The organism is Streptococcus mitis (genome assembly GCF_023109515.1).
Classification (GTDB): domain Bacteria; phylum Bacillota; class Bacilli; order Lactobacillales; family Streptococcaceae; genus Streptococcus; species Streptococcus mitis_CS.
Window position 1 is genome coordinate 1 of record NZ_JALDUM010000009.1, and the last position, 5,187, is coordinate 5,187.

Genomic DNA, 5,187 nt, shown 5'->3' on the forward strand with positions numbered 1-5,187 from the left:
TTAAGACACCGCCTTTTCACGGCGGTAACACGGGTTCGAATCCCGTACGGACTATGGTATGTTGCGGATGGAACACTTGATGAAAAAAGATTAAAAAAGTTTCAAAAAAGTGTTGACAAGCGAAAGCACCTGTGATATACTAATATAGTTGTCGCTTGAGAGAAGTAAGTGACAAAGACCTTTGAAAACTGAACAAGACGAACCAATGTGCAGGGCACTACAACTAAGGTTGTAGTACTGAACAATGAAAAAAACAATAAATCTGTCAGTGACAGAAATGAGTGAGAACTCAAACTTTTAATGAGAGTTTGATCCTGGCTCAGGACGAACGCTGGCGGCGTGCCTAATACATGCAAGTAGAACGCTGAAGGAGGAGCTTGCTTCTCCGGATGAGTTGCGAACGGGTGAGTAACGCGTAGGTAACCTGCCTGGTAGCGGGGGATAACTATTGGAAACGATAGCTAATACCGCATAAGAGTAGATATTGCATGACATTTGCTTAAAAGGTGCAATTGCACCACTACCAGATGGACCTGCGTTGTATTAGCTAGTTGGTGGGGTAACGGCTCACCAAGGCGACGATACATAGCCGACCTGAGAGGGTGATCGGCCACACTGGGACTGAGACACGGCCCAGACTCCTACGGGAGGCAGCAGTAGGGAATCTTCGGCAATGGACGGAAGTCTGACCGAGCAACGCCGCGTGAGTGAAGAAGGTTTTCGGATCGTAAAGCTCTGTTGTAAGAGAAGAACGAGTGTGAGAGTGGAAAGTTCACGCTGTGACGGTATCTTACCAGAAAGGGACGGCTAACTACGTGCCAGCAGCCGCGGTAATACGTAGGTCCCGAGCGTTGTCCGGATTTATTGGGCGTAAAGCGAGCGCAGGCGGTTAGATAAGTCTGAAGTTAAAGGCTGTGGCTTAACCATAGTACGCTTTGGAAACTGTTTAACTTGAGTGCAAGAGGGGAGAGTGGAATTCCATGTGTAGCGGTGAAATGCGTAGATATATGGAGGAACACCGGTGGCGAAAGCGGCTCTCTGGCTTGTAACTGACGCTGAGGCTCGAAAGCGTGGGGAGCAAACAGGATTAGATACCCTGGTAGTCCACGCCGTAAACGATGAGTGCTAGGTGTTAGACCCTTTCCGGGGTTTAGTGCCGCAGCTAACGCATTAAGCACTCCGCCTGGGGAGTACGACCGCAAGGTTGAAACTCAAAGGAATTGACGGGGGCCCGCACAAGCGGTGGAGCATGTGGTTTAATTCGAAGCAACGCGAAGAACCTTACCAGGTCTTGACATCCCTCTGACCGCTCTAGAGATAGAGCTTTCCTTCGGGACAGAGGTGACAGGTGGTGCATGGTTGTCGTCAGCTCGTGTCGTGAGATGTTGGGTTAAGTCCCGCAACGAGCGCAACCCCTATTGTTAGTTGCCATCATTCAGTTGGGCACTCTAGCGAGACTGCCGGTAATAAACCGGAGGAAGGTGGGGATGACGTCAAATCATCATGCCCCTTATGACCTGGGCTACACACGTGCTACAATGGCTGGTACAACGAGTCGCAAGCCGGTGACGGCAAGCTAATCTCTTAAAGCCAGTCTCAGTTCGGATTGTAGGCTGCAACTCGCCTACATGAAGTCGGAATCGCTAGTAATCGCGGATCAGCACGCCGCGGTGAATACGTTCCCGGGCCTTGTACACACCGCCCGTCACACCACGAGAGTTTGTAACACCCGAAGTCGGTGAGGTAACCGTAAGGAGCCAGCCGCCTAAGGTGGGATAGATGATTGGGGTGAAGTCGTAACAAGGTAGCCGTATCGGAAGGTGCGGCTGGATCACCTCCTTTCTAAGGAAAAGGAACTGCGCATTGGTCTTGTTTAGTCTTGAGAGGTCTTGTGGGGCCTTAGCTCAGCTGGGAGAGCGCCTGCTTTGCACGCAGGAGGTCAGCGGTTCGATCCCGCTAGGCTCCATTGGTGAGAGATCACCAAGTAATGCACATTGAAAATTGAATATCTATATCAAATAGTAACAAGAAAATAAACCGAAAACGCTGTAGTATTAATAAGAGTTTATGACTGAAAGGTCAGAAAAATAAGGTTAAGTTAATAAGGGCGCACGGTGGATGCCTTGGCACTAGGAGCCGAAGAAGGACGTGACAAACGACGATATGCCTTGGGTAGCTGTAAGTAAGCGATGATCCAGGGATTTCCGAATGGGGGAACCCAACAGGTACTACCTGTTACCCACATCTGTTAAGGATGTGAGGAGGAAGACGCAGTGAACTGAAACATCTAAGTAGCTGCAGGAAGAGAAAGCAAAAGCGATTGCCTTAGTAGCGGCGAGCGAAACGGCAGAAGGGCAAACCGAAGAGTTTACTCTTCGGGGTTGTAGGACTGCAATGTGGACTCAAAGATTATAGAAGAATGATTTGGGAAGATCAGCCAAAGAGAGTAATAGCCTCGTATTTAAAATAGTCTTTGTACCTAGCAGTATCCTGAGTACGGCGGGACACGTGAAATCCCGTCGGAATCTGGGAGGACCATCTCCCAACCCTAAATACTCCCTAGTGACCGATAGTGAACCAGTACCGTGAGGGAAAGGTGAAAAGCACCCCGGGAGGGGAGTGAAATAGAACCTGAAACCGTGTGCCTACAACAAGTTCGAGCCCGTTAATGGGTGAGAGCGTGCCTTTTGTAGAATGAACCGGCGAGTTACGTTATGATGCGAGGTTAAGTTGAAGAGACGGAGCCGTAGGGAAACCGAGTCTGAATAGGGCGAATTAGTATCATGACGTAGACCCGAAACCATGTGACCTACCCATGAGCAGGTTGAAGGTGCGGTAAGACGCACTGGAGGACCGAACCAGGGCACGTTGAAAAGTGCTTGGATGACTTGTGGGTAGCGGAGAAATTCCAAACGAACTTGGAGATAGCTGGTTCTCTCCGAAATAGCTTTAGGGCTAGCGTCGACATTAGAGATTCTTGGAGGTAGAGCACTGTTTGGGTGAGGGGTCCATCCCGGATTACCAATCTCAGATAAACTCCGAATGCCAATGAATTATGGTCGGCAGTCAGACTGCGAGTGCTAAGATCCGTAGTCGAAAGGGAAACAGCCCAGACCACCAGCTAAGGTCCCAAAATAATTGTTAAGTGGAAAAGGATGTGGGGTTGCACAGACAACTAGGATGTTAGCTTAGAAGCAGCTATTCATTCAAAGAGTGCGTAATAGCTCACTAGTCGAGTGACCCTGCGCCGAAAATGTACCGGGGCTAAAACAATTTACCGAAGCTGTGGATACCTTTTATAGGTATGGTAGGAGAGCGTTCTATGTGTGATGAAGGTATACCGTGAGGAGTGCTGGAACGCATAGAAGTGAGAATGCCGGTATGAGTAGCGAAAGACAGGTGAGAATCCTGTCCACCGTAAGACTAAGGTTTCCAGGGGAAGGCTCGTCCGCCCTGGGTTAGTCGGGACCTAAGGAGAGACCGAAAGGTGTATCCGATGGACAACAGGTTGATATTCCTGTACTAGAGTATGTAGTGATGGAGGGACGCAGTAGGCTAACTAAAGCAGACGATTGGAAGAGTCTGTCTAAGCAGTGAGGTGTGAACTGAGTCAAATGCTTAGTTCTATAACATTGAGCTGTGATGGGGAGCGAAGTTTAGTAGCGAAGTTAGTGACGTCACACTGCCAAGAAAAGCTTCTAGCGTTTAAACATACTCTACCCGTACCGCAAACCGACACAGGTAGTCGAGGCGAGTAGCCTCAGGTGAGCGAGAGAACTCTCGTTAAGGAACTCGGCAAAATGACCCCGTAACTTCGGGAGAAGGGGTGCTGACTTCATGTCAGCCGCAGTGAATAGGCCCAAGCAACTGTTTATCAAAAACACAGCTCTCTGCTAAATCGTAAGATGATGTATAGGGGGTGACGCCTGCCCGGTGCTGGAAGGTTAAGAGGAGTGCTTAGCGCAAGCGAAGGTATGAATTGAAGCCCCAGTAAACGGCGGCCGTAACTATAACGGTCCTAAGGTAGCGAAATTCCTTGTCGGGTAAGTTCCGACCCGCACGAAAGGCGTAATGATTTGGGCACTGTCTCAACGAGAGACTCGGTGAAATTTTAGTACCTGTGAAGATGCAGGTTACCCGCGACAGGACGGAAAGACCCCATGGAGCTTTACTGCAGTTTGATATTGAGTGTCTGTGCCACATGTACAGGATAGGTAGGAGTCTATGAGATCGGGACGCCAGTTTCGAAGGAGACGTTGTTGGGATACTACCCTTGTGTTATGGCCACTCTAACCCAGATAGGTGATCCCTATCGGAGACAGTGTCTGACGGGCAGTTTGACTGGGGCGGTCGCCTCCTAAAAGGTAACGGAGGCGCCCAAAGGTTCCCTCAGAATGGTTGGAAATCATTCGCAGAGTGTAAAGGTATAAGGGAGCTTGACTGCGAGAGCTACAACTCGAGCAGGGACGAAAGTCGGGCTTAGTGATCCGGTGGTTCCGTATGGAAGGGCCATCGCTCAACGGATAAAAGCTACCCTGGGGATAACAGGCTTATCTCCCCCAAGAGTTCACATCGACGGGGAGGTTTGGCACCTCGATGTCGGCTCGTCGCATCCTGGGGCTGTAGTCGGTCCCAAGGGTTGGGCTGTTCGCCCATTAAAGCGGCACGCGAGCTGGGTTCAGAACGTCGTGAGACAGTTCGGTCCCTATCCGTCGCGGGCGTAGGAAATTTGAGAGGATCTGCTCCTAGTACGAGAGGACCAGAGTGGACTTACCGCTGGTGTACCAGTTGTCTTGCCAAAGGCATCGCTGGGTAGCTATGTAGGGAAGGGATAAACGCTGAAAGCATCTAAGTGTGAAACCCACCTCAAGATGAGATTTCCCATGATTTTATATCAGTAAGAGCCCTGAGAGATGATCAGGTAGATAGGTTAGAAGTGGAAGTGTGGCGACACATGTAGCGGACTAATACTAATAGCTCGAGGACTTATCCAAAGTAACTGAGAATATGAAAGCGAACGGTTTTCTTGATTTGAATAGATATTCAATTTTGAGTAGGTATTACTCAGAGTTAAGTGACGATAGCCTAGGAGATACACCTGTACCCATGCCGAACACAGAAGTTAAGCCCTAGAACGCCGGAAGTAGTTGGGGGTTGCCCCCTGTGAGATATGGAAGTCGCTTAGCT

General features: G+C 49.6%; 1 tRNA gene and 3 rRNA genes. All 4 read left to right on the forward strand.

The features are described from left to right. Nucleotides 1-296: 296 nt before the first annotated feature. The 4 genes from M1G05_RS09935 (at nt 297) to rrf (ending at nt 5,186) form a co-directional block, all read left to right on the forward strand. Nucleotides 297-1,842, forward strand: a 16S ribosomal RNA gene (locus M1G05_RS09935). A 51-nt stretch (nt 1,843-1,893) separates the two neighbouring features. Further along, nucleotides 1,894-1,966: transfer RNA gene (locus M1G05_RS09940), tRNA-Ala, on the forward strand. 125 nt (nt 1,967-2,091) lie between these two features. Beyond that, a 23S ribosomal RNA gene (locus tag M1G05_RS09945) occupies nt 2,092-4,994 on the forward strand. Nucleotides 4,995-5,070: 76 nt separating this feature from the next. Continuing rightward, nucleotides 5,071-5,186: ribosomal RNA gene (gene rrf, locus M1G05_RS09950) — 5S ribosomal RNA — on the forward strand. The 16S, 23S and 5S rRNA genes sit together here with 1 tRNA gene alongside, the layout of an rRNA operon. Nucleotide 5,187 lies beyond the last annotated feature (1 nt).